The following is a 22,698-nucleotide window of genomic DNA, read 5'->3' on the forward strand; positions in this document are numbered from 1 at the left end:
TCTCGCGGCATGTCGGAGCACTCAGCGAACCCCTCATCGACGGTCGCCGCAAACGGCCGTCCCCTGGCGGTCAAGGCCGTCATCCCGGCGGCCGGACTGGCCACCCGGTTCCTGCCGGCCACCAAGGCGGTGCCCAAGGAGCTGCTGCCGGTGGTGGATCGGCCGGTGTTGCAGTACATCGTCGAGGAGGCCACGCAGGCTGGCATCGGTGACGTGTTGCTGATCACCGGTCGGGGTAAGACGTCGATGGTGGACCACTTCGACCGACGCCCGGACCTGGAGACCAGGTTGGAGGAGAAGGGCGACTCCGAGCGGTTGGCCGCCGTACGTCGGCCCAGCGAGCTGGCCGAGATCTACACAGTGCGGCAGCCCGAGCAGCTCGGGCTCGGCCACGCCATCGGGTACGCCGAGTCGCACGTCGGCGACCAGCCCTTCGCGGTGCTGCTCGGCGACGAGTTCGTCAAGCCGTCGGAGCCGCTGCTGCCGGCGATGATCGAGTTGCAGGCCCGCACCGGCGGTGTGGTGCTCGCCTTCTTCGAGGTCGACCCGTCCGAGACCAAGCGGTACGGGATCGCCTCCGTCGAGCCGGCCGAGTCGGAGCTGACCGACATCGGCGAGGTCGTCAAGGTGACCGGGATGGTGGAGAAGCCGCAGCCCGAGGACGCCCCGAGCAACCTCGCGGTGCTCGGCCGCTACGTGTTGCCGGGCAAGATCTTCGACGCGATCCGGCGGACCAAGCCGGGCAGCGGCGGCGAGATCCAGCTGACCGACGCGATGGAGCTGCTGCGTACCGAGGGCATCCCGGTGCACGCGATCGTCTACCGCGGCACCCGCTACGACACCGGCATGCCGCTGGGATACCTCCAGACGGTGGTGCAGATCGCCGCCGAGCGCGAGGACCTGGGCGCCGAGTTCAGGTCCTGGCTGGCCGACTTCGTCAAGGCCGACGCGGCAGGCGGATCTGGTACATGACCGCGACGGCCGACGCCGAGGCGGCCGCGAACGAGTTGACGCCGCTCGCCGACTACCTGGGCAGCGTGCTGCGCAGGTTGCGCGCGCTGCCGCCACTCGACCTCGACCTCACCCAGGCGCACGGCAACGTCCTCGCCGAGGACGTCGTCGCGCCGCACGCCTTCCCGGCCTTCGACCAGGCTGCCGTGGACGGCTACGCCGCGCGCTGGGAGGACATTTCCGGAGGGGGCCGGGGGCCGAGTTACGTCCCGGCCCCCTCCGGCACGCCCGGAGGCCGCACCATTCGGCTCAACGTGGTCGGCGATCTCGGCGCCGCGAGCTGGCGGCCGGTCCGGCTCACCCCCGGCTCGTGCTTCTCGGTGGCCGCCGGGGCTCCGCTGCCGGTCGCCGCCGACGTCGTGGTCCCGGTGGAGTGGACCGACCAGGGCATGGCCGCGGTGGAGATCTTTCGTACCCCCAAACGGGGGTACGGGGTACGCCGAGCGGGTGAGGAGCTGCCCGCCGGCACCCTGCTGGCCCGGGCCGGCACCTACGTGTCCCCGGCCCTGGTCGCCGTCTTCGCGGCGACCGGCATCGGGCACGTGGTGGTCCGGCCCAGTCCACGGGTGGTCATCGTGGCCACCGGTGACGAACTCGTCGACGTGGGCCGGGGCAGTCAGCCCGGTCAGGTGGTGGACGCGAACTCGCACGCGCTGACCGCCGCGGCGGCCGAGGTGGGCGCACTGGCGTACCGGGTGGGCATCTGCGACGACGACCCGGAGGGGCTGCGCGGGTTGTTGGAGGACCAGACGCTGCGCGCCGACCTGATCATCACCACCGGTGGCACCGGCACCGGCCCCGGAGACATGGTGCGTCGGATCCTCTCCCGCCGTGAGGGCGGTCGCGCCGGGCCGGTCACCTTCACCGACGTGGCGCTCTACCCCGGCACCGCGCTCGGGTTCGGCACTGTCGGCGCCGAGGAGGTGCCGGTGGTCTGCCTGCCCGGCGACCCGGGTGCCGCGCTGATCGGCTTCGAGGTGCTGGCCCGCCCCGCCATCCAACTGCTCGCCGGCGCCGAGCCGGTGTTCCGACCCAGTGTGCGGGCACACCTGCTGGAGACCGTGTCGTCGCCGACGGGGCTGCGCGAGTTCCGGCCGGCGCACGTCGCCGAGCGACGCGGCGGCGGGTATACGGTCCAACCGCTCAGCGGCGGGCCGTTCACCCTCTCCGGGTTGGCCGAGGCCAACGGGCTGCTGGTGCTCGGCGAGCGGGTCACCACGGCCGCAGCCGGTTCCACTGTGGACGTGCTGCTGCTGGACCGCCGCCGGTGACGCGTCCCGGCCGGTCCGCTCGCGGCCCGCGTCGGGTGATCGTCGGGGTCTGTGCGGTGAACGCGGTGGGACCACTTGCGCGCGACGCGGTCCCGCGCGGGAGACTGTGCGGGTGAGTCTCTTCGGACCCGCGCGGGCACCGGGCTGGCCGGTGGAGTTGGCCGACGGCCCAGTGCTGCTGCGGCCCTACCGGCGCTCCGACGCGGCGGCGTGGTCGGAGGTGCGGCGGGCCAACCGGGCCTGGCTGGCACCCTGGGAGTCGTCACTGCCCGGCGGTTGGGACGAGATGAACTCGCCGGCCGCGTTCCGCTGGGTGCACCGTGACCAGCGGCGTTCCGCCCGTGAGGGTGAGGGCATGCCGTTCGCGGTCTGTCTGCGTGAGGCCGACCGGGACCGGCTGGTCGGGCACATCAACGTGGGCAGCATCGTGCGGCGGGCGCTCTGCTCCGGCTACGTCGGCTACTGGGTGGACGCGCGGGTCGCCGGCCAGGGTGTGATCCCGACGGCGCTGGCGCTCGCCGTGGACCACGCGTTCGGCCCGGGCGGGCTGCACCGGGTGGAGGTGAACATCCGTCCGGAGAACCGGCCGTCCCGGCGGGTGGTGGAGAAGCTGGGCTTCCGCGAGGAGTCGTACCACGTGCGCTACATGCACATCGACGGCGCCTGGCGGGACCACATCGGGTACGCGATGACGAGTGAGGAGATCGCCGCCGAGGGTGGCCTGCTGGCCCGCTGGCACCGGGTTCGCGCCACCGCTCGGTAGGAGGATTTCCCGACATCCGCCCACTCGTCCCACGGACGGGATCGGCGCGGCGCGGTGGCATCCCGGTCGGTGCGCCGTAACCTCAAGTAACTGCAAGCTGCGGCAAGCGCTCCCCGGCCGGACGATCCACGCGCCCAGGCGTGATCGATGGAAGATCCTGCGGTCGGATGGCGGTTGCTTCGAATTCGGTGACGGGAGGGGTGAGGGTGCCGACCTCGGTGCTCCTCGCCGTCCTCGCCGCCGCCGGCCTGCTCGCCCTGGCCCCGGCGTTGGTTCGTCGGTACGACGCCACCGAGCGGCTGGTGGCGGAGCGGGCGCAGTCGACGGCGCGGGTGCTCCAGCGCCGCCGACGGCGCCGCACTGTGCCGGGACGGCGACCCGTCCATCCTCCGCGCTCACTGGTCGTCACCCTCAGTGAAGACGTGACTACCGGTGCGTTGAGCGCCCCGGTCTCCGCGCCACCAGCCGTCCGCCGCTCCGGTCGACTGCGCGCCGTGCCCGCCGCGCCGAAGCGGTCCCGTCGCCGCCCACCGCCGCGCCGACAGCACACCCCCGCCGTGTACCGGCGTCGCCGGGTGCTCGCCGCCCTGCTGCTCCTCAACGTCGTCGAGCTGATCGGCGTGCTGTTCGTCAGCCCCGGCTTCTGGGTCGGCTTCGGGGTCACCTTCCTGCTCCTGGCCTTGTACGTCGTGCACCTGCGGGGTCAGGCCCTGGCCGGGCGTCGCCGCCGCCGCGTCCGGGCCCGGGAGGCCGCCTGGTTGGCCGCCCGGCAGGCCGAGGTGCGCCGGGAGCAGGCCCGCCGGGCCGCGGCCCGCCGGGAGGCGCAGCGCCGCCTCGCCGCCCAGCGGGAGGGGGTACGCCGAGCCGCCATGGGCCTGGACCGGCCGGGAGACCTCCCGGCGGCGGTCAACGGTGGATCGGTCTCGTACCGGCGGTCGGGCGGACTGCGCGGCCGTCCCTACGAGGCCGGCCGAGGCGCCTGACGCCGGTCCCGGCCGGTCTCGGCCGTGCCGCGGTCTCGGCCGTGCCCGGCCGGCTTGATCCACTCGGGTTCCTGAAAGTCGGGTGGTTGTGGCGTCCGGGATGCTCCGATTTCCAGGAGCCCGAGTCGATCTTCGGGCGGGTCGAAGCGCCGGGCCGGGGGCGGATTCGCGGTGAAGGCCGACGACCTGTTAGCCTTGCTGCCGGCCCGCCCGGTGTAAGCCGGGTGGGACCGAAGCCGGTTCGCCGGCGGGGGGCTGTGGCGCAGACTGGTAGCGCACCTCGTTCGCATCGAGGGGGTCAGGGGTTCAAATCCCCTCAGCTCCACCCCAGGCCAAAGGCCGTTTCCGCGAGTCGGAGGCGGCCTTTTGCGATCTTCCGGGTGGCGGACCGAACCCATCACGTGCGCTCCATCGACACCTGGCGCGGCCACCCGCCGAGATGCGCGAACTGGCGAAGGTAGCGCTCGCATCTCTGGGTGAACTCGCCCGGCTCACGTGGCAGTCGAGTCGCCGTGACCAGATGGCGCGGGTGGGTGTGGCCTGGCCGCAGCAGCCGGATCTGGTCGTCAGTGAACTGGCCGCCGGTGAGGTCGGCGACGGCAAGCGCCATGGCCAGCGTTACGACGACACTCACACACGTGCGGTAGGGGCTGAAGACTGCCTCCGGGACACCGCCGGTCTCCGGCTCGTGGTCGATGACCAGGAGCCACGCACCGTCCGCGAAGCCCGAGACGTCGATCTCAAGGTGGATCGAGCCCGGCATTCCGTTGGGCTTGGGGTCAATGCGGTGGCCGATGGTGGTGGACCGCAGTTCCGCCGCGTCGAGGCGGCGGCCGGAAGCGACGCGGCGTCCCTGCTCGTAACGTCGGTCGGTGAACACGCTCAGCTCGGGCGTCGTGTCCACGCCGAGCAGCTCGGACAGGGTGGCGCGCGCGGCGGTCACCATCTCAGCGAGCGAGATGGGCCGGGCCAGTGTTGCCTCAAGGTCGACTGACATCCAAGCCTCCAGTCTTGTCGGGCGGTCAGGTGGTCAGGTGCCACGCGCTAGGCGAAGCGTTCGGTCGTCACCGGTATCAGGCCGTGTTCGCGCAGGACGTTGGTCAGGCCGGTCAGGGTCGAGCCCACCGCCTCGGACGCGTCGGTGCTCAGCAGAACCGTCACGTCGAGACACCAGGCCAGGGTGTGGCCGACCCGTCGCAGATCCCAGGCGAACTGGTCGCCGTGCTCGTCGAGACGACCGCTCGCGACTGACGCGACAGTGCCGCCCGTCGGTGTCCGCCAGGCCGTCCGGAGGCTCGCCACCTGCTCGGCGCGGAGGTCCTTGGCGAAGAGGACGCGGTACACCCGCCGCTCGTGAAAGCCGGCCGGTGGCCGCGCCGGGCCGAGCCGCAACGGCGGGGCGGTGGCGATCGGTTGATGGTCGAGGAAGTGCGTACGAAGCACCGACTCGTCCGGCAGTTGCCCGCCACCGAGCGCGCGGTAGACGTCCTCGGCCTTCCGGCGGGAGGTGGGGAACACCCGCTCCAGCACCTCGGGGTCGGTGCGCATGCCGCGGCTCAGCGTGGCGGAACTCCACCAGCCGGTCTCCGGCGTCCAACCGGCGCTGTCCAGCCCCGTCGTGGTGAGGTCGTGGTGGCGGGTGAACTCCTCGACGACGATCCCTTCCACAGTGGTGGCCGGGTCGCGCTCGTCGCGTCGAGGGAGGACCAGGTAGTAGTCCAGGGACGGTCCCGCGTCGGGCACCAGCACGGGTACGGCCCGCGTCGGCTCGGTGGTCATCGGCACAACCGTAGCGAAGGAGAACGGTTAGCATCCGGACCTCTACGTGAGGAGCCAAGATGACTTCGGTCGCCCAGACCCGGTTCGGCATCATCGGCAGTGGCTGGCGAGGTGAGTTCTTCCTTCGCCTGGCCCGGCTGCTCCCCGAGCGGTTCCGGGTGACCGGGGTGGTGACGCGTACCGAATCACGGGGAGCCGCCGTGACTGCCGACTGGGGCGTGCCGACGTTCCGCACGACGGGGGAGATGCTCGCCCACGAGCGGCCGGACTTCGTCATCGTGTCGGTGCCGTGGCCGGTGACGCCAGAGGCGACCCGGGAGTTGGTGGCGGCCGGCGTACCGGTGCTCGCCGAGACGCCGCCCGCCCCCGACCTGGCGGGTCTGCGCTCGCTCTGGGCCGACGTCGGAGGCAGCGGTCTGGTGCAGGTTGCCGAGCAGTACCTGCTGATGCCCGGACACGCGGCGCGGCTGGCGTTGGTCCGCGCCGGGGTGCTCGGCGAGCCGACCTCGGTCCAGATCTCCTCGACCCACCTGTACCACGCGGTCTCACTGATCCGGGGTCTTCTCGGCGTCGGTCACGAGAGCGCCGAGGTGAGCGCGCGCGCCTTCGTCGCGCCGCTGGCCGACCCGCTCTCGCCGGCTGGCTGGAGCGGCGACGACACCCCGCAGCAGCTCTCCACCACCCTCGCGACCATCGACTTCGGCGGGCGGATGGGGTTGTACGACTTCACCGACAACCAGTGGTGGAACCCGCTGCGTACCCGCCGGTTGGTGGTCCGGGGCTCGCGCGGTGAGCTGGTGGACGACCGGGTGGTCCGCCTGGTCGACCCGAGCACGCCGGTGGAGTCGTTCCTGACCCGGCGGCAGACCGGTCTCGACCTCAACCTGGAAGGGCTCGACCTCAAGCACATCAGCTTCGACGGCGACGTGGTCTACCGCAATCCGTTCGTCGGCAGCGGGATGTCCGACGACGACATCGCGGTCGCCGACATCGTCGCCCGCGCCGGGGCGTGGGCGCGGGAGGAGGGCCCGGCTCCGTATCCGCTTGCCGAAGCCTGCCAGGACCACCTGATCAGCCTCGCCGTCGACGAATCGGTACGCACCGGCCGGCCGGTCGTCACCGCCACCGAGGCATGGGGACGGTAGGTCCGCCGGATCCGTTTCTGTCTCTTGGCTGACAGTGCGCAACCGTGAAGCCAGCTCACCTGTGAAGCCGGGTATCAACCGAATGCCCGGGAGCACCCGGGCCGCACACGGGGAGCAAGCATGAATCGAAGCATTCGACGCCGGATGCTCGCAGCCACAGCGACCGGTCTGCTGGCTACCTCTCTCGGCGTCGCTGTCTCCGCGACGGCGACCGCCGCGCCCGGCGGGGCGACCCCCCGCACCTGCAAGATCAGTACGCTGCCGTACCCGACCGACACGTATCGCGCCGACGCGAACGCGGTCGACCCGACGGGTCGCTACGTCGCGGGGACCGCGCTGCGGGTCGGTGGGACCGACAACCAGTACCTGCTGCTGTTCTGGGACGGGCAGCGGGTCACCGAGCTGGAGTCGGAGGCCTCGGCCACCCCCGTCGACATCAACGCCGACGGCGTCGTGATCGGCAACGGATCGGCGGAGACCGGCTACGGGCAGCCGTGGAGGTACCGCGACGGCAAGCTCGAGCAGTTGCCGGTGCTGCCGTCCACCGCCACGTATGTCAGCGCCATCAACGATGCCGGCGACATCGTCGGCCACGGCTCCGACATCGTCTCCGGGGAAATTGTCGCGCTGCGCTGGCCGGCTGCCCGTCCGGGCACTGTGGAGGTGCTCGACGCCCCGGTCGACGCCCAGGCGGGTGGGATCACTGACAACGGGACCATCGTCGGCAGCGCCGGGCCCTTCGGAGACTGGAACAGCTGGGTCCGCCGGCCGAACGGCCGGATCGACGCGCTCACGTTCCCGGGCGCCGAGTGGAGCACTGCCGGCGAGGCGGCGGGGCGCTGGGCGATCGGCCAGGTATGGCTGGGCGGCGCCACCTCGTCGAGCAGGGTGCGGTGGGACCTTCGGAACGGCTCGCACACGCTGCTCGACCAGGAAATGCCGGCACTGACCGGTGTCAACGCCAAGGGCGCCGTGGTGGGTGGTGACCGCGTTGCCAGGGGCGCCACCTCCCGGGTTCTGCCGGGCGGCGGCGAAGGGGTGGTCGTCGGTGCGCGGTCCATCTCCAACTCGGGCACCATCGTCGGGTTCCGCAACGTCCTCGCCGACCGGTTGACTCCGGTGCGTTGGACGGGCTGCTGACCCACCGACTCGCCCACCGCGTGGGGCCGGCCCGGACGGGTCGGCCCCACGTCGCGTCAGCGCGTCACGGCTTCCAGGAACCGGCGGTCTGGAACTGGTCCTGGTACTCCAACGCGCCCGAGGTGTCATGCACGTCGAACACCACGCTGCCGGTGCGTCTGGTGCCGGCGGTCAGGTCGTCGACGGCCGGCATCGGCTTGCCGCAGCCGGAGAAGGCTCCGCCGATCGCAGTGGTCTTGGTGCCGTCGGCGGCCACCCACTGGAAGTAGAGCGGGTTCGTCGACACGGTGCCCTTGGTGACAGCCACAGTCACGTCGGCGATCACGTACATGCCCTCGCCGGGCTTCAGTCCGTGGGACCTGCAGGGTTTGGTGGCGCTGCTGAACTTCGTCACGGTGATCTCGACGGTGCCGGCCTCGCTGTTGACGACCAGGGTGTCGCCCGGCGACAGGTCGCGGGTGTCGCCGTTCGCCGGCGGCGGGGTCGGCGGGGTGGCCTGTGCCTCGCTCACAGTGGTCGAGGTGCCTTTGGTGCCGATGACGACCGCCACGATGCCGCCGGCGCAGGTGAGCAGGGTGAGTACGGCCGCGGAGACCGCGACGGCAACGACGGACTTCTTGGCGCGGTCCGTCTGCGCCGGTGGTGGTGCGATGATCGGGTAGCCGGACCCACCGGGTGCCCGATATCCGCCGCCATGGTCCGTGTGCCCGCCGGCCGCCGGGTACGCAGGCCCCGAGAACGGCGGCTGCGGTGTCGCCGCGAAGGAGCGGGCCGGCGGCTGCGGGTTCGGCTGTTGGGGATTGTGCGGCCTGACGCGTGGCTGGGGGTGGGTCACCGTACTCCTTGACGCTTCGGTACGTGCGGTGCGGGGAACTCTTCGACGTTACCGTGGGTGGCGGAACGTCCAGTGGTCACGCCGGAGGGCATCCCATCGCGAGGATGCGAAGCCAGTCTGGCCAGCGTGGACGGTGTTTGGTCGGTCGCCGAACGCCACTGTGGATCGGTATTCCAATCATCGCTATGAGTAACCAGGCGAGGTCAACGCGCCGGAAGCGCAGCGGCGGTGCGGACCAACCCGTCGGCGATCACGAAGTGGCCGCTGATCGATGTCGGGGGGTTGTCGACCCCGGCCGCGTCCACGCGGGCCGGTGCGATCCGGGCAGTGAACGTGCCCGCATCCGGATCGATGTCGAGGAGAGCGTCGTGGAAGTCCAACCAGCCGCGGACGATCGGATGCCACACCTTGTAGACGGTCTCCTTCGCACTGAACAGCACGACCGGCCAGTGGGTGCCGCCGGGTAGCCGTGCGCAGGTGGCCTCCTCCTCCGGCAGCAGCACGAGTCGGCGTACTCCCGGATTGACCTCGCGGTGCTGCTCGGCATCCATCCCGACGGACCGGATGTCGGTGGTGTGCGCCGCCGCTGCGGCGCAGTAGCCGGCGGTGTGGGTGATGCTGCCGACCACCCCGGCCGGCCAGACCGGCGCGCGGTCGCTGGCGGCCGGCACCGCGGTCGTCGGCAGGCCGAGGTCGCGCAATGCCCTGCGGGCGCAAGTCCTTCCCGCGACAAAGTCCCGCCGACGGGTCTGCACCGCCCGTTCGCCGAGACACGCCTGCTCAGCGGGGAGCAATTCGCCTGTCCAGTCCTCCGGCCCGGCGACGGCGACCGCGACCGTCGATGGAAGCAGGTCACGCATTTCGGTGGCCTACTGGTCGGTAGGAATGACGCACAGAGTTAACCGTCAAATTTCCGACTCCCACGACCGTCGAAGGTACCGCAAAGATGTAACACCGGAGGGACGCGCAGCGCTCTCCCTGATGGCTCCGGGGGGACCACCATCAATGCTGGCCGGCACGGCAGCCGCCAGTCCCGTGGACATCTGGAAGGACGTGCGATGACCGATGGCCTGGAACGGCCGGGGGTGCGGGCTGACGAACACGCCCCGAAGACCCCCTGCTGGAGCTGCGGCTCCTGCGGCGACGAGTGGCCGTGCGCGACGAAGCGCACCCGGCTGCTGGCGGAGTACGGGGGTGATCGCGCAATGCTCAGCGTCTATCTGGGCTCCTGCCTCGCCGCCGCCACCGAGGATCTGCGCGCGGCCCCGGTGATGTCGCTCCAGGATAGGTTCATCGGCTGGTTGCCGCGCGGCTCCCGACGTAGCTGAGTCTCTGGTGGCCCCGCCGCTGAGCGGGGCCACCAGAGGTGGCGTTTCAGCGACGTCGAGGGCGTCGGGTCACCGCGAAGCCGCACACGCCGGCCACCGCGGCGAGCGCGCCGCCGATGCCGGTCCAGACCCAGCGCGAGCCGAGATCCGGCAACCAGTCCGCCAGCGAGCCGCTCTCGTCGTCGGCCTCCGCGTCCACCGGGGGTACGGCGTTGAGCACCGTGCCGGCCTTGGTGTTCGGCACCAGCGGGGCGGCCAACTCGCCGTCGTCAGCCGAGGCGCCCCGGTCGGCGATGGTGCCGACCAGCAGGTCGACGTCGATCGGCGCACCCAGATCCGCCTCCGGCAGCTCGATCACGGACAGCCGGACGACGTACGTGCCGGGCAGCGGATCGGCCGACCAGGGCTCCGCCCACGGCCGCACCTCGCGCAGCGTGCAGCCCAGCGCCACGTTCGACGCCTTCGCGTCCACGGTCGGGGTCTGAGCCCCCGCCGTGCACGCCTGGCGTCGGCGCAGCCCGTCGAAGACGTCCACCGTCCAGGTGGAGGCGCCGCCGCGTCCCTTCGGGAAGGTGACGGTGGCGTTGATCTCGTGCACCTGGCCGGCCGTCGCGGGGAACGACCAGTAGAGGTGGTCACCGATCGAGGCGTCCACCCGTACCGGTTGTCCGGCGGTGATCGGGGTGGCGGTGAGGAACGACGTGCCGGCACGGTTCACCGGCGTGGCACCCGGGGAGGGGGTCGGTGCGGCTACGGCCGCAGCGGGAAGCAGAGCGGCGACGCCGGCGGCGAGCAGCGCCGCCATCGACCGGAACAGTGCGGTAGGCATCAGTTCTCCCTCCAGGTGGCGACCCACCAGCGGGTGAGCAGACCGGCGAGCAGACCGGTGATCAGCCCGGCGATGGTGAGCAGGGCGAGCAGCACCCAGCCCCGGCCGAGGTCCGGTCCGTCCGGTGCGGGTGCGGCGGCGACCACGTCGATGGTCAACTCCACAGGCATGCCCGGGGTCGCCGCGGTGCCGGGACGCGGGGCGAACGAGTTGCTGACCACCAGGCAGACGGTGGTGGGTTCGACGACCGGCGCGGAGCTCTGCTCGGTCTCGGTGGCATCCTCGTCGTCGGCGGTGGCCGACCAGCGCAGCCCGGCGGAGAGCACGTCGGCCCGCCCGCTGCCGGCGTCCGCGCCGCGAACGAGTTCCCGGCCGTCGGCCGCGGTGGCCCGCAACAGCACCCCGTAGTCCCGGTTGACGGCCCGGTCCAACGCCATGCTCACCGACGCCCGCAGTTCCTGCCCGGGACGGATCGGCACCCGGTAGTAGCGATGCTCGGAGAACGCCTCCCGGTCGGCGTAGACGCCGGGGGCGAGCAGGGGCGCCGAGTCGCACGCGCTCGTGCCGCCGACCACGGTCGGGGCCCGGGTGTACGTGTCCCCGGCCCGCTCGACGAGCTGTTTGATCCGGTCGGTCAGCTCCTCGGCGCTCTGCGCGGCGGTGTAGGTCCCGCCGGTCGCGCTGGCGATGCAGAGCAGTTGTCGGCGAACCTTCTCGTCGGGGGCCAGGCCGAGGGTGTCGACGACCAGCCTGGTGCCCTGGGCGGCCAGTTCCCGGGCCACCTCGCACGGGTCCGGCGGAGCACACGTGTCCTCGCCGTCGGTGATCAGCACGATCCGTCTCGTGGTTGCCCCGGTGCCCAGGTCCTGCGCGGCGGAGCGCAGCGCCAGCCCGACCGGAGTGAACCCGGTCGGCCGAAGTGTCGCCACCGCGGCCTTGGCGGCGGACCGGTCCACCGGCCCGACCGGCACGATCTGCTGGGTGTCCTGGCAACCGACCTTCTTGTCCTTGCCGCGGTAGGTCGCGCCGAGCACCCGGATGCCGAGTTGTGTCTCCTCGGGCAGCGCGTCGACCACCTCGTTGAAGGCCTGCTGGGCGACCGAGATCCGGGAGCGTCCGTCGATGTCGGCGGCGCGCATCGACCCGCTGACGTCGAGCACCAACTCGACCCGGGGCGGCTCGGGCGCCGGCTCCTCGTCGGCCTGCGCCGGCCCGGTCAGCGCGGTGGTCGCCAACAGTCCGAGAAGGACCGCCGTCGATCGTCTGAAGTTGATCACGACCCGCAGTGTAGTGAGATCCACTTTGGATGATCATTTGGGTGGAGGCGTGCGGAACCGGCGACTCCGGCCACGCCGGGGATCGCCTCTGACCGGCCGCGCCCGCGCTCAGGGTCCACGCCGGGTCACCCTCGGTCAACTGTGCGAGGGAAGGTGTCGGTTCGGCCAGCATCCGTCGGAAATCTGACCCAAGTCGACCCGTTGTGCCGGTGGTGCGGGGTGGTTAAGCTCTTCATGCGCGCCCCAATCGCCCGCTTCCCCCGTGGCAGGCGATCGGGGCGCGCGTCTTTGTCAAGAAGGGCCCGCACGCTTCGGCGTGCGGGCCCTTCTTCCGTCGCGCTGTGCGGCGCGTCGCCTGTCGATGCTTATATCCACCGACCGTCGAGCCACATCCGGGACAACCAGTCCGAGTAGGGAATCACCCGACCCACGAAGATCGGATAGAAGTACGCGAAGCAGAGCGCCACCAGCAGCACGTACGCCCCCGCCGCGATGCTGCCCACCAGTCGGCGCTCATAACTCGGGTCGCCGGGCACCAGCGGCGCCACCGTACCCACGTCACCCCCGGCGGGCGCGATCAGCGCGCCCAGCACGTACACCACGGCCAGCACCAGGAACGGCACCGCCGGCGCGGCGTAGAACGAGAACATCGTCCGGCCGTCGAGGGCGAACCAGAACCACGGCAGCAGCCCGGCGGCCACGGTCAGCAGGATCGCGCCGGCCCGCCAGTCCCGACGGGCCACACCCAGCCAGACCAGCGCCACCAGAGCGGGCAGGAACGACCACCAGAGCAGCGGGGTGCCGAGCAGCAGAATCTCCGAGGCGCAGCTCGCCGCGCCGCAGACGCCGTCGCCCGCGTAGTGGAACGCCACCGGCCGACCCAACAGCAGCCACTGCCACGGCCACGACTGGTACTTGTGCGCGTCATCGAGCTGGGCGTGGAAGCCGTACGCCGCGCGGTGGTACTCGAAGAGGTTGATCAGCGGACCGATCACCGGCCGGTCGCTGAGCCGGGAGCCCGGGTAGGACGACGCCAGCCGGTAGTAACCGTCGTCGGTGAGCAGCCAGCCCGACCAGGTGGCGAGGTAGGTGCCCACCATGAGCACGCCGGCGAGCACCAGCCAGGGCAGCTCGTCGACGAGCGTGTCCCGCCAGGGCCGGCGGACGCCCGCCGAGCGGCGGACGCCGACCTCCCAGAAGAGCACCAGCAGCGCGAAGGCCGGCACGAAGTACAGAGCGCTCCACTTCACCGCACAGGCGCAGCCGATCAGCACCCCGGCGGCCAGCCGCCACCACGGCCAGGTGCGCCAACCGGTCGGCGGGCGGCCGGCCCGGCCCGGCTGGCTCGGATCGAGCCCGTCGTCCAGGGCCCGAGCCCAGCGCCGACGGCGGGCGTCCCGATCGAGCACCAGCGCGCCGAACGCCGCCAGCACGAAGAAAAGCAGGAAGATGTCGAGCAGGGCCGCCCGGGACAGCACCAGGTGGAAGCCGTCCAGGGCGAGCAGCAGGCCGGCCGCGCAGCCGAGCACCGTCGAGCGGAACATCCGCCGACCGATGCGGACCAGCAGCAGCACCGACAGCGTGCCGATGACCGCCGCCGAGAAACGCCAGCCGAACTCCGGTGCGGTGGTCATCAGGTGCCCGGGGACGGAGACCTTGGAATCGGCGTCCTGATAGCCGAACGCCCACTCGCCGACGCCGATCAACCACTTGCCCAGGGGCGGGTGCACCACGTACGACGGAGCGTTGTCCTTGTAGTTCCACTCCACGCCACGCGAGATCAGCCCGTAGGCGTCCTTGGCGTAGTACGTCTCGTCGAAGATCTTGCCCTTCGGGCTGGACAGCCCCACGAAGCGCACGATCGCCGCGATGGCCACCACCACTGCCGTGGCCAGCCAGGAGAAGCGGTCCACCTGGGTGTCGACGGTGGCGAACCGTCGCCGGACCACAGCTGCCACCCCGCCGCCCTCGGCACTCGGCGCCGTCGGCTCCTGGGTGGCACTGGGCTCGCCCGTCATCTGGATCATCTTGTCCGGATCGGCGCTCGGGCTCTGCGCTGTCGACGCACTCGTCACCCGGCGATCGTAGGCTGCCAGGGTGCCCGGTGGCGTCCGTCGTCCCTGATACCGGTATTCCCTGCAATGAAGGAGACGAATCCGTGGGTGAAATGTCCGAAGTTGGGCGCCTGATCCTGCTCGGTGCTCCGCTCGGCAACCCCGCCGACGCCTCAGCCCGACTCCGGGAGGTGCTGATCAGCGCCGACGTGGTCGCCGCCGAGGACACCCGCCGACTCACCCGGCTGGCCCGCGATCTCGACCTCACCGTCGGTGGTCGAATCGTCTCCTACTTCGAGGGCAACGAGGAGCGGCGCACCCCCGAGCTGGTCGAGGCCATCCTCGGCGGATACGTGGTGGCGCTGGTGACCGACGGCGGAATGCCCAGCGTCTCCGACCCCGGCTACCGGCTGGTCCGTGCCACGTTGGACGTCGGGGCGCCGGTCACCGTCGCCCCCGGGCCCAGCGCGGTCACCACCGCGCTGGCCGTCTCCGGGCTGCCCTGCGACAGGTTCTGCTTCGAGGGCTTCCTGCCCCGTACCCCCAGCGGCCGCCGATCCCGGCTGCGCGCCCTCGCCGCCGAGGAGCGCACCCTTGTCTTCTTCGAGGCCCCCCACCGGATCGGGGCGACGCTCACCGACCTGGCGGACACGTTCGGGGCGGACCGGCCGGCCGCAGTCTGCCGCGAACTCACGAAGACCTACGAGGAGGTGCTCCGCCGCCCCCTCGGCGAGCTGGCCCGGTGGGCCACCGAGGGGGACCCGCGCGGCGAGATCACCCTGGTGGTGGCCGGAGCTCCGGTGACCGCTGCCGAACGCCCCGACGACGACACCCTGCGCGCCGCCGTCGCCGAGCGGGAGGCCGCCGGCCGGTCCCGCCGGGACGCCATCACCGACGTCGCCACCGAGTACGCGCTGCGCCGCCGGGACGTCTACACGATCGTGCACAGCTGACCGATGTGGTGCGCTCCGCCGGGCGGAGGGTTCACCACGCGGCGGCCAGGAAGCCGACGGTGATCAGCGTCGGGCCGGCGATGGCGGCGGCCACTGCCCACCGGCGGTGCCGGCGACCGGGCAGCCGTGCCGACCCGGTCCACCGGACGATGCCGGCGGCGCAGGCCAGCACCACCAGCAGACCGGGCAGCCACCGCAGGTGCCGGCCCACGCCGACGTCCGCGTACGCGGTGCCGCTGTCCGGGCCGGTCATCCGCGCCGGCAGCGCGGTGCCGGCCGTGCGCTGATCGACGGGCACGCCGCTGACCCGGACACCATGGGCGATGAACAGCCCGTCCTCGGCAGTGAAGATCCCCCGGCACCGCAGGGTGAGCCCGCCGCCGGAACAGTCGTCGATCACCACGGTGCCCGTCCGGGCGTGCCCGACCGCGAGCCAGAACGGGCCGGCGCTGACCCAGGCGAAGAAGGCCGCGACCAGGCTCAGCACCACCAGCGCGGCGAGCCCGGGCAACGGATCCGGCGGTGGGGGTGTGCGGCTGGGTGCCCGGCGCCGCGCCAGCCGGAAGCCGCGGAGCCGTGCCGGTGCCGCGTCCTTGCGGACCGGGGTGCCGTCCCAGTGCACCTGCTCGATCGGCGCCCAGAAAGCGCCGCCGTCGTCGTCCGGCGGGTCGCCGTCGGGCCCGTGGTCGCGCTGCCGGCGGCCCTGCTCTCGGACCGGCACCCGACGCGGCACCGCGTCCACCGGCGCGCCGGTGGTCGGCTCCACCTCCACAGGCTCCGCGCCGGTCGGTGCCGCGCCGGTCGGCGAGCCTGACGAGCCGGGACGGACCGGGCTGGGTACGGGTGCCCCCGGGGTCGGACGAGTCGGTGTGGGTGACGGTGCCGCCGGCGCGGGGCGGGCCGGGGCGGCGGACCTCCCTGCCGGCGTGGGCCGCTGTGTCCCCGGGTCGGCGCTGCGCACGAACCGAGGTTGCGGTGCGACCCCGGCGACCCGGGACACGGCGGGCTCGGGCCCCGGGTCGTCGCCGACCGCCGACCCGGTGGGACGGTCCTCGTGGTCCCGCGCCGCTCCTCTGCCCGTCACGACGTTCATTGCACACCGCGCCAGGAGATGAAACGGGCAGGTGAGCCGCGTGTCGACGACAAATCGGACCAACGGGCGAGGTGGTCGGCCCGGTCCGACGGTCGGGCACCCCCCATTGGTTCGCGAACGCCCCGGACGGGTCACTAGGCTCACTGCTCATGAGTCACGTTCTCGCGGCAGTGGCCTGGCCGTACGCCAACGGCCCCCGCCACATCGGCCACGTCTCCGGTTTCGGCGTTCCCTCCGACGTCTTCGCCCGGTACATGCGCATGGCCGGCCACGACGTGCTCATGGTCTCCGGCACCGACGAGCACGGCACCCCGATCCAGGTGCAGGCCGACGCCGACGGGGTGACCCCGCGCGAGCTGGCCGACCGGTACAACAGGGTGATCGTCGAGGACCTGCACGGCCTCGGCCTCTCGTACGACCTGTTCACCCGCACCACCACCCGCAACCACTACGCGGTGGTGCAGGAGCTGTTCGAGGGGATGTACCGCAACGGCTACATCGTGCCGAAGACCACCATGGGCGCGATCTCCCCGTCCACCGGGCGCACCCTGCCCGACCGCTACATCGAGGGCACCTGCCCGATCTGCGGGTACGACAGCGCCCGCGGTGACCAGTGCGACAACTGCGGCAACCAGCTCGACCCGATCGACCTGATCAACCCGAAGTCGCGGATCAACGGGGAAACTCCGAAGTTCGTCGAGACCGAGCACTTCTTCCTGGACCTGCCGGCCCTGGCCGAGGTGCTGCGGCAGTGGCTGGACACCCGCGAGGGGTGGCGGCCCAACGTGCTGCGGTTCTCCCGCAACCTGCTCGACGACCTCCAGCCCCGGGCGATCACCCGTGACCTGGAGTGGGGCGTGCCGATCCCGCTCGACGGCTGGCGCGACCGGTCGGACAAGCGGATCTACGTGTGGTTCGACGCCGTGATCGGCTACCTGTCCGCCTCGATCGAGTGGGCCCGTCGCTCCGGCGACCCGGACGCGTGGCGGAAGTACTGGTCCGCCGACGGCGCGGGGAAGGACGCCCAGTCGTACTACTTCATGGGCAAGGACAACATCGTCTTCCACTCGGTGATCTGGCCGGCGCTGCTCTCCGGCTACTCCGGCGAGGGCTCCCGCGACGGTGAGCCGGGCGAGCTGGGTCGGCTCAACCTGCCCACCGAGGTGGTCTCGAGCGAGTACCTGACCATGGAGGGGCGCAAGTTCTCCTCGTCCCGCAAGGTGGTCATCTACGTTCGCGACTTCCTGGAGCGCTACGACGCCGACGCGCTGCGCTACTTCATCGCCGCCGCCGGCCCGGAGAGCAACGACACCGACTTCACCTGGGCCGAGTTCCTGCGCCGCAACAACGACGAGTTGGTCGCCGGTTGGGGCAACCTGGTCAACCGGTGCGTCTCGATGGCCGCGAAGAACTTCGGGGCGATCCCGCCGGTCGACCCGGCCGGGCTCACCGAGGCCGACGAGGCGCTGCTCGCCGTCGCTCGGACCGGGTTCACCACTGTCGGCGACCTGATCGGCCGGCACCGCCAGAAGCAGGCGATCGGCGAGGCCATGAAGGTGGTCGCCGAGGCCAACAGGTACCTCTCCGAGCAGGCGCCATGGAAGCTCAAGGACGAGGCGGACAAGCCCCGGATGGGCACCATCCTGCACGTCGCCCTTCAGGTGATCAGCGACGCCAACACGCTGCTCACCCCGTTCCTGCCGCACTCCGCGCAACAGGTGCACGAGCTGCTCGGGGGCACCGGCGTGCACGCGCCGATGCCGGTGATCGAGCAGGTCGACGACCTGGACGGCGGCCCGGCGTACCCGGTGCTCACCGGGGACTACACAGTCGGCGCGCGCTGGGAGTCGGTGTCGATCGAGGCGGGTCGCCCGCTGGCCGCGCCGAAGCCGGTGTTCCGCAAGCTCGACCCGTCGATCGTCGACGAGGAACTGGCCCGGCTCGCCGACTGAGCGTGCGACGCGCGGCGGCGGGTGCCCCGCCGCCGCGCGCTGTCACATCGCGTACCGGGTGTCCATCACCTGGTCGTCGGTCACCTCGGCGCCCGGCGCCCAGGCCTCGTAGACGCCGCGTTCCTGACACTGCGCGCCGGTCGTGACCACCGTGTCCGGGTTCGGGTAGCGCAGGCGCACCCGCAGCCAGCCGGCCTCCTCCCGCAGCACCAGGCACGGCACCCCCCGCCACTGGGCGAACCGGAGCCGGCGAGCCACCGCGTCCACCGGGTAACGGGCCGCCCGGGTCATCGCCAGCACCCGGAACCCACCGGGTAGGTCGGCGACCGCCTCGTACTCGCTGTCGCCGTACATGCCGACCAGCTGGGTGGAGCGGGGAGCGTCTGCGTTCGGCACGTACTCCTGGTCCGGGGAGAGGCCCGGCACCGAGGCCAGCAGGTGCCGCCACTGCGGACCCACCATCCGCAGCCACCCGCGCTGTTCGGCCTGGTAGGTGTAGAGCACCACCTCCACCCCCTCCGCCGGGTACGCGATGAGGGCGGCGTTCGCCGGCATCGGCAGGTCGGCGAAGTCCCTGGTGATGAACTCCGGGATGAGCTGACCGTTGCTGGGCACGAAGCCGGTGCCGAGCACCGGGGCGCCGAGCCGGTCCCGGGCGGCCAGCGCGGTCAGGCCGCGGTGTGCCGGGCCCACCGGCACGTCGTAGTCACCCGGGTCGGACGCGCGCCAGCGCAGCGCGTACGCCACGTCCGGGCCGTCCCGGCCAGCGTCGCCATCGGTACGCAGCACCGTCGTCGTCGCCGGCGTACGCAGGTGCGCCACATCGTGCTCGCGGTAGCAGAAGCCGTGCGGCAGCCAACCCCGTACGTAGCCGGCGAGCTGCTGGGCCGAGAGCACCTTCATCATCCGGGTGCCCCGCCGGACCACCGCCGACGCGCGCGCCTCAACCAGCATCGGGTCGCCCGCCGTCGCCGGCTGCTGGCTGAGCTGGTGCAGGTACGCCCAACCCCGCTCGCGGTGAGCGGGGATCAGCAGCGGCGTCTCCGGCTCGTCGGCCGGCTCGGTGGCACCGTGCACAGCTGTCACCTCGGTGACGTGCACGAACCGGTGCCACGGCAGGGCGCTGCCCGGGCGGGGCGCCCACTCGAAGCCGGCCACCTCGTCGGCGCTGAACAACTCGTACGCGGCGCCTCGGGCGATCTCCTCAGCCGGGTAGAGACCGCCGCCGAACGCCACGTGCAGTCCGGTCCGTTCGCCGGCGCTGCCACCGGCCTGGGGGGTGACGCTCATGCCGTCGCCTCGCTGCTCGGTGGGATGAGGTCCGCACGCTGTCGCGTCCGCTCGTGAGCGACCGTAGAGTCGCACGGCGTAGCCCGGGTGAACGTCGGGTGGCGGGCAGATGGACAGGCCCGGTGTGTGATGCTGTCGCTGATGAGCGAGCCCACTGAATCCCGTCGCGAGCGTGCCGCCCGGCGGGCCGGAGAGTTTCCGCCCGCCCCCGAGGCGTTGCCCCGGGCGGTGCTGGACAGCCACACCCACCTGGACATCACTGTCAGCGAGGCCGGCGTGCCCGGCGGCGGGCCGGCCGACGACCCAGTTGCCGTGGCCATCGCGTTGGCAACGAAGGTCGGCGTGGACCGGCTGGTCCAGGTGGGTGTCGACGTCGCCTCCTCGCGGTGGGGCGCGGACACCGCCGACCGGTACCCGGCCGTGCTGGCCACCGTGGCGCTGCACCCCAACGAGGCACCCCGGCTCAGCGACCTCGACGAGGCGTTGCGGGAGATCGAGTCACTCGCCGCCCGCGATCGGGTCCGGGGGATCGGCGAGACCGGAATGGACTTCTTCCGGACCGGGGACGAGGGGCGTGCCGCGCAGGAGCAGAGTTTCCGGGCGCACATCGCCATCGCCAAGCGGTACGGCAAGACGCTGGTCATCCACGATCGCGACGCGCACGCCGACGTGCTGCGGATCCTCGACGACGAGGGTGCTCCCGACCGGGTGGTGCTGCACTGCTTCTCCGGCGACGCCGACTTCGCCCGCGAGTGCGTCCGCCGCGGCTACCTGTTGAGCTTCGCCGGCACCGTCACCTTCGGCAGCGCGACGGCGCTGCGCGAGGCCGCCGCGCTCACCCCGGCGGATCAGATGCTGGTGGAGACCGACGCCCCGTACCTCACCCCGATGCCGTACCGCGGCCGGCCGAACGCGTCGTACCTGATTCCGCTCACCGTCCGCGCGCTCGCCGCGACCACCGGCAGTGACCTGGACCAGCTGTGCGCGGCCATCTCCGCCACCGGCGACCGGGCCTTCGGCCCGTGGTGAGCCCGGCTCGACGGTCGGCACCGACCCCGTCGCTACGCTGCCAGCCATGACCGGTCTCCTCGGCCCGGCGGAGATCCGGGAACTCGCCGCCCGGCTGGGCGTCGCGCCCACCAAGAAGCTGGGCCAGAACTTCGTGCACGACCCGAACACGGTGCGCCGGATCGTGACCGCCGCCGGCCTGACCCCCGACGACGTCGCCCTGGAGGTGGGGCCCGGGCTCGGCTCGCTGACCCTGGGGTTGCTGCCGGTCGCCGGGCACGTGCACGCCGTGGAGATCGACCCGGTGCTCGCCGGGGCGCTACCGGAGACCGTCGCGCGGCACGCCGGGGCTGACGCCGCCCGGCTCACAGTGCACCGCGCGGACGCGCTGCGTATCGCCGCCGCCGAGCTGGCCGACCCGGCGCCGACAGCGCTGGTGGCGAACCTGCCCTACAACGTGGCCGTGCCAGTGGTGCTGCACCTGCTCGCCGTGCTGCCCAGCCTGCGACGCGGCCTGGTGATGGTGCAGAAGGAGGTCGCCGACCGGCTCGTCGCCGGTCCCGGCTCCAAGGTGTACGGCATTCCGTCGGTGAAGCTCGCCTGGTACGCCCAGGCCCGGGGCGCCGGCAAGGTGCCGCCGAACGTGTTCTGGCCGGTGCCCAACGTCGACTCCGGTCTGGTCTCCTTCACCTGCCACGAGCCGCCCCGCACCGACGTACCGCGGGAGCGGGTCTTCGCCGTGGTGGACGCGGCGTTCGCGCAGCGGCGCAAGACGCTGCGCGCCGCGTTGGCCGGCTGGGCCGGTGGCGCGGACCGGGCCGCCGCGGCGCTCACCGCCGCCGGCGTCGACCCCGGCGCCCGTGGGGAGTCACTGACCGTCGAGCAGTTCGCTGCCATCGCCGCGTCGGCTCCGGTCGGTACGCCGGCCGGGAAGTAGGCTGACGCGGTGCCCGCCCAGGACGCTGAGGAGCTGATCGTGGCCAAGCCGTTCGACATCCGCCTGCGCGTGCGGGACATCACCCCGTGACCGAGGCCTGGCGACCGGACGACGACGAGCGACGGGGGGCCATCGGCCCGGTGCGGGTGCGGGTGCCCGCGAAGGTCAACCTGCACCTCGGGGTGGGCCCGCTGCGCCGGGACGGCTACCACGAGCTGAACACGATCTACCACGCCATCTCGATCTACGACGAGCTGACGGCCCGCCGGGGCGACACCCTCGCCCTGACCATGGAGGGTGAGGGCACCGGCGAGCTGGCCCTGGACGACACCAACCTGGTGATCCGCGCCGCGCACGCCCTCGCCGGGTACGCGGGGGTGCTGCCGCACGCCCGACTGCACCTGCGCAAGCAGATCCCGCTCGCCGGTGGGTTGGCCGGCGGTAGCGCCGACGCGGCCGCCGCGCTGGTGGCCTGCGACGCGCTCTGGGGCACCGGGCTGTCCCGCGACGAGCTGGCCGGCATCGCCGCCGACCTCGGCTCCGACGTGCCGTTCCTGATCTACGGTGGCACCGCGCTGGGCACCGGCCGGGGTGAGGCGATCAGCCCCGTGCTGGCCCGCCCCACCTCCTGGCACTGGGTGGTGGCGATCGCCGACGGCGGCCTGTCCACCCCGACCGCGTACCGGGAGCTGGATCGGCTCCGCGACTCCGGCGCCGCCGGCGCCCCGCTGGGCAGCACCGACGCGCTGCTGGGCGCGCTGCGCCAGCGTGACCCCCGGGTGCTCGCCCGTACGCTCGGCAACGACCTCCAGGACGCCGCGCTGGCCATGCGCCCGGCGCTGGCCGACACGCTGAAGGCCGGCGAGGCGGCCGGTGCGCTCACCGGCATCGTCTCCGGCTCCGGCCCGACCTGCGTGTTTCTCGCCGCCAACGCGGCCGACGCGGAGCGGATCGCCGCCGAGCTGACCGCCGCGGGCGTCTGCCGGGAGGCGCGGGTCGCGCACGGTCCGGTAGCCGGCGCCCGCGTCGGCTGACGACGCGTTCCACCGG

21 protein-coding genes and 1 tRNA gene are annotated in these 22,698 nt (G+C 72.3%); 13 read left to right on the plus strand and 9 right to left on the minus strand.

Annotated elements, in window-relative coordinates:
* The first annotated feature begins 9 nt into the window (after nucleotides 1-9).
* The 5 genes from OHB44_RS04555 to OHB44_RS04575 all read left to right on the plus strand — a co-directional run bounded on the left by OHB44_RS04555 (nucleotide 10) and on the right by OHB44_RS04575 (nucleotide 4,353).
* Nucleotides 10-972, plus strand: coding sequence for a UTP--glucose-1-phosphate uridylyltransferase (locus OHB44_RS04555; RefSeq protein ID WP_238683622.1), 963 nt, complete (start codon nucleotides 10-12; stop codon nucleotides 970-972).
* Entirely contained in the window at nucleotides 969-2,282 is a 1,314-nt protein-coding gene (locus OHB44_RS04560; protein ID WP_091394702.1) for a molybdopterin molybdotransferase MoeA, read from the plus strand. The genes OHB44_RS04555 and OHB44_RS04560 overlap by 4 nt, the downstream gene beginning before the upstream one ends.
* A 112-nt stretch (nucleotides 2,283-2,394) precedes the next feature.
* On the plus strand, nucleotides 2,395-3,045 hold the full coding sequence (locus OHB44_RS04565) for a GNAT family N-acetyltransferase (protein WP_196920962.1): 651 nt from the start codon (nucleotides 2,395-2,397) through the stop codon (nucleotides 3,043-3,045).
* 200 nt (nucleotides 3,046-3,245) lie between these two features.
* Nucleotides 3,246-4,028, plus strand: a complete 783-nt coding sequence (gene sepX / locus OHB44_RS04570) for a divisome protein SepX/GlpR (protein ID WP_266303720.1) — start codon at nucleotides 3,246-3,248, stop codon at nucleotides 4,026-4,028.
* Nucleotides 4,029-4,279: 251 nt separating this feature from the next.
* A tRNA-Ala gene (locus OHB44_RS04575) sits at nucleotides 4,280-4,353 on the plus strand.
* Nucleotides 4,354-4,425: 72 nt separating this feature from the next.
* On the opposite strand, the gene OHB44_RS04580 is transcribed toward OHB44_RS04575, so the two are convergent.
* Together OHB44_RS04580 and OHB44_RS04585 are read right to left on the minus strand one after the other, a co-directional pair.
* Nucleotides 4,426-4,974, minus strand: coding sequence for a hypothetical protein (locus tag OHB44_RS04580; RefSeq protein ID WP_266303719.1), 549 nt, complete (start codon nucleotides 4,972-4,974; stop codon nucleotides 4,426-4,428).
* 98 nt (nucleotides 4,975-5,072) lie between these two features.
* On the minus strand, nucleotides 5,073-5,807 hold the full coding sequence (locus OHB44_RS04585; protein ID WP_330439711.1) for a hypothetical protein: 735 nt from the start codon (nucleotides 5,805-5,807) through the stop codon (nucleotides 5,073-5,075).
* 59 nt (nucleotides 5,808-5,866) lie between these two features.
* On the opposite strand from OHB44_RS04585, the gene OHB44_RS04590 reads away from it, so the two are divergent.
* The gene (locus OHB44_RS04590) at nucleotides 5,867-6,952 is read left to right on the plus strand and encodes a Gfo/Idh/MocA family protein (RefSeq protein WP_330439712.1); all 1,086 of its coding nucleotides are present in this window, start codon (nucleotides 5,867-5,869) and stop codon (nucleotides 6,950-6,952) included.
* A gap of 120 nt (nucleotides 6,953-7,072) precedes the next feature.
* The gene (locus OHB44_RS04595) at nucleotides 7,073-8,092 is read left to right on the plus strand and encodes a hypothetical protein (RefSeq protein WP_330439713.1); all 1,020 of its coding nucleotides are present in this window, start codon (nucleotides 7,073-7,075) and stop codon (nucleotides 8,090-8,092) included.
* 64 nt (nucleotides 8,093-8,156) lie between these two features.
* Here the strand turns inward: OHB44_RS04595 and OHB44_RS04600 are convergent, their stop codons facing one another.
* Together OHB44_RS04600 and OHB44_RS04605 are read right to left on the minus strand one after the other, a co-directional pair.
* Complete coding sequence (locus OHB44_RS04600; RefSeq protein WP_238683616.1) at nucleotides 8,157-8,927, minus strand: DUF4352 domain-containing protein; 771 nt, start codon at nucleotides 8,925-8,927, stop codon at nucleotides 8,157-8,159.
* A gap of 203 nt (nucleotides 8,928-9,130) precedes the next feature.
* The gene (locus OHB44_RS04605) at nucleotides 9,131-9,787 is read right to left on the minus strand and encodes a 4'-phosphopantetheinyl transferase family protein (protein ID WP_238683615.1); all 657 of its coding nucleotides are present in this window, start codon (nucleotides 9,785-9,787) and stop codon (nucleotides 9,131-9,133) included.
* 198 nt (nucleotides 9,788-9,985) lie between these two features.
* Between OHB44_RS04605 and OHB44_RS04610 the strand changes: the two genes are divergently transcribed.
* A complete protein-coding gene (locus OHB44_RS04610) occupies nucleotides 9,986-10,255 on the plus strand; it encodes a hypothetical protein (protein ID WP_203122828.1) in 270 nt (89 codons plus the stop codon).
* A 46-nt stretch (nucleotides 10,256-10,301) separates the two neighbouring features.
* Here the strand turns inward: OHB44_RS04610 and OHB44_RS04615 are convergent, their stop codons facing one another.
* The 3 genes from OHB44_RS04615 to OHB44_RS04625 all read right to left on the minus strand — a co-directional run bounded on the left by OHB44_RS04615 (nucleotide 10,302) and on the right by OHB44_RS04625 (nucleotide 14,379).
* A complete protein-coding gene (locus OHB44_RS04615) occupies nucleotides 10,302-11,084 on the minus strand; it encodes a peptidase (RefSeq protein ID WP_330439714.1) in 783 nt (260 codons plus the stop codon).
* Nucleotides 11,084-12,361 carry a VWA domain-containing protein gene (locus OHB44_RS04620; protein WP_330439715.1) on the minus strand — a complete coding sequence of 426 codons (1,278 nt, stop codon included), beginning with the start codon at nucleotides 12,359-12,361 and terminating at the stop codon, nucleotides 11,084-11,086. Before OHB44_RS04620 ends, OHB44_RS04615 begins: the two co-directional genes overlap by 1 nt.
* Nucleotides 12,362-12,726: 365 nt before the next feature.
* The gene (locus OHB44_RS04625) at nucleotides 12,727-14,379 is read right to left on the minus strand and encodes a dolichyl-phosphate-mannose--protein mannosyltransferase (RefSeq protein ID WP_266305222.1); all 1,653 of its coding nucleotides are present in this window, start codon (nucleotides 14,377-14,379) and stop codon (nucleotides 12,727-12,729) included.
* Nucleotides 14,380-14,528: 149 nt separating this feature from the next.
* Here OHB44_RS04625 and rsmI point away from each other — a divergent pair, with 149 nt between their 5' ends.
* On the plus strand, nucleotides 14,529-15,368 hold the full coding sequence (gene rsmI, locus OHB44_RS04630) for a 16S rRNA (cytidine(1402)-2'-O)-methyltransferase (RefSeq protein ID WP_274530802.1): 840 nt from the start codon (nucleotides 14,529-14,531) through the stop codon (nucleotides 15,366-15,368).
* A gap of 31 nt (nucleotides 15,369-15,399) precedes the next feature.
* On the opposite strand, the gene OHB44_RS04635 is transcribed toward rsmI, so the two are convergent.
* Nucleotides 15,400-16,134, minus strand: coding sequence for a hypothetical protein (locus OHB44_RS04635; protein WP_266303716.1), 735 nt, complete (start codon nucleotides 16,132-16,134; stop codon nucleotides 15,400-15,402).
* Nucleotides 16,135-16,610: 476 nt separating this feature from the next.
* Between OHB44_RS04635 and metG the strand changes: the two genes are divergently transcribed.
* Nucleotides 16,611-18,413, plus strand: a complete 1,803-nt coding sequence (metG, locus tag OHB44_RS04640) for a methionine--tRNA ligase (RefSeq protein ID WP_238683609.1) — start codon at nucleotides 16,611-16,613, stop codon at nucleotides 18,411-18,413.
* A 42-nt stretch (nucleotides 18,414-18,455) separates the two neighbouring features.
* On the opposite strand, the gene OHB44_RS04645 is transcribed toward metG, so the two are convergent.
* Entirely contained in the window at nucleotides 18,456-19,703 is a 1,248-nt protein-coding gene (locus OHB44_RS04645; RefSeq protein WP_238683608.1) for a hypothetical protein, read from the minus strand.
* 129 nt (nucleotides 19,704-19,832) lie between these two features.
* Between OHB44_RS04645 and OHB44_RS04650 the strand changes: the two genes are divergently transcribed.
* The 3 genes from OHB44_RS04650 (at nucleotide 19,833) to OHB44_RS04660 (ending at nucleotide 22,682) form a co-directional block, all read left to right on the plus strand.
* Entirely contained in the window at nucleotides 19,833-20,732 is a 900-nt protein-coding gene (locus OHB44_RS04650; protein ID WP_330439716.1) for a TatD family hydrolase, read from the plus strand.
* Nucleotides 20,733-20,778: 46 nt separating this feature from the next.
* Nucleotides 20,779-21,648: a 16S rRNA (adenine(1518)-N(6)/adenine(1519)-N(6))-dimethyltransferase RsmA gene (gene rsmA / locus OHB44_RS04655; protein ID WP_238683606.1), complete on the plus strand. Its 870-nt coding sequence runs from the start codon at nucleotides 20,779-20,781 to the stop codon at nucleotides 21,646-21,648.
* Between the two features lie 86 nt (nucleotides 21,649-21,734).
* The gene (locus OHB44_RS04660; RefSeq protein WP_238683605.1) at nucleotides 21,735-22,682 is read left to right on the plus strand and encodes a 4-(cytidine 5'-diphospho)-2-C-methyl-D-erythritol kinase; all 948 of its coding nucleotides are present in this window, start codon (nucleotides 21,735-21,737) and stop codon (nucleotides 22,680-22,682) included.
* The last annotated feature ends 16 nt before the right edge of the window (nucleotides 22,683-22,698 follow it).

This window comes from Micromonospora sp. NBC_00821, assembly GCF_036347035.1.
Lineage (GTDB): Bacteria > Actinomycetota > Actinomycetes > Mycobacteriales > Micromonosporaceae > Micromonospora > Micromonospora hortensis.